Annotated in this window: 1 protein-coding gene; it reads right to left on the bottom strand. The window is 65.6% G+C overall.

The window, feature by feature from the left end; all coding sequences use genetic code 11:
- The coding region (istA, locus tag FS320_RS43450) for an IS21 family transposase (RefSeq protein ID WP_162003639.1) at positions 1-1,183 on the bottom strand (1,183 nt) is incomplete at its 3' end.
- Between the last annotated feature and the right edge of the window lie 153 nt (positions 1,184-1,336).

Raw genomic sequence — 1,336 nt, 5'->3', positions numbered from 1 at the left:
CCCCCATCCGTTCAATGGTCACGGCGTCGGACAAGGGATGAGATGTCCTTGGGGTCAGCCCCTGCCGATGCGCCGGATCGACCCGGGACTGGCGCCGGCCTTCGAGCACCGCATGCACCGCCACCAGCTGGCCTTGATCGAGGATGCGGATGTGGTCGGGCAATTGATGCACCTCGACGATGCGCCGGGTGCGATCCGGAACGCTGTAGGTGTTGCCGCCCACCGAGACGAGCCCCTCGTGACTGACCCGCCGTTCGAATTTGAGAAGGGCATCGAAGGGACCGGCCGGCAGAGGCTGCAAGTCCGGCTGCTCGGCCGCAAAGGCTTCCACGACGATGCGCTGCGTCGTGCCATGCAGGCGGACATTGGCCACCGTGTCGAGCCAGTCGCGCAGTTGGGCATTGAGGTCGTCGAGATTGCGGAAGTGACGGGCCAGGAAGAAGTCCTGGCGGATATAGCTGAAGGGCCGCTCGACCTTGCCCTTCGTCTTGGCCCGATAGGGCCGGCAGGCTTGGGGCTGGAAGCCGTAGTGCTGGGCCAGGGCGAGCAGGGCCCGGTTGTAGATGATGTGGCCCTCGCCATCCTCGCCCGTGACGGCCGTCTTCATGCGGTCATAGAGGATCTCGAGCGGCACGCCGCCCAGGGACGCAAAAGCCAGCATATGGCAGCGCAGCAGGGTCTGCAGATCCTGGTGCATGACAAAGCGGGCGAAGATGTAGCGCGAGTGGCCGAGCACCAGGGAGAACAGCCAGACGATGCGGGTCATCCCCGGCTCGTCGCTGAAGGTGGTGACGAAGCGGGCGAAGTCGACCTGGGCCTGCTGGCCGGGCGGCGTCTCGAAGCGGATCTCGAAGGGCCTGTGATCGGCGGGACGGGTTGTGGCGAGGAAGCGCTTCACGGCCGTGTAGGCGCCCTGGTACCCGCACTCGCGGATCTCGCGGGTGAGCCGGACTGCACTCAGGTCTGGGAAAGCGGCGATGCGCTCGCGCAGGTAGTCGCGGTAGGGCGCCAGCTTGCCGGGGCGTTCGACCTGGCGTGGGCCATAGGCCGGCGGCTCGAGACCATGGGCGATGTACTTGCGGATGGTCTTGGGATCGCGCCCGGTGCGGCGGGCGATGGCTGAGATGGACAATCCCTGACGGTGAAGGTCGAGGATCATAAGCATTTCTCCAAGCTGGATCACCGTCGCCGCTCCCATCCGTTCTGACACGGAGAGAATCATCGACGATGGCGGGAGCGCCTGCACGGCGAGAGCGTGGCTCAGGCCGCGACGGCAGGGCATCAGCTAGGGAATTTTCGAGGCCCACAATCAGGCAGTATTCACCGCCCTATGACA

This window comes from Microvirga tunisiensis (assembly GCF_009296175.1).
Lineage (GTDB): Bacteria > Pseudomonadota > Alphaproteobacteria > Rhizobiales > Beijerinckiaceae > Microvirga > Microvirga tunisiensis.
The sequence above is the reverse complement of the archived record's forward strand: the minus strand, read 5'-3'. Positions and strand labels throughout refer to the sequence as shown.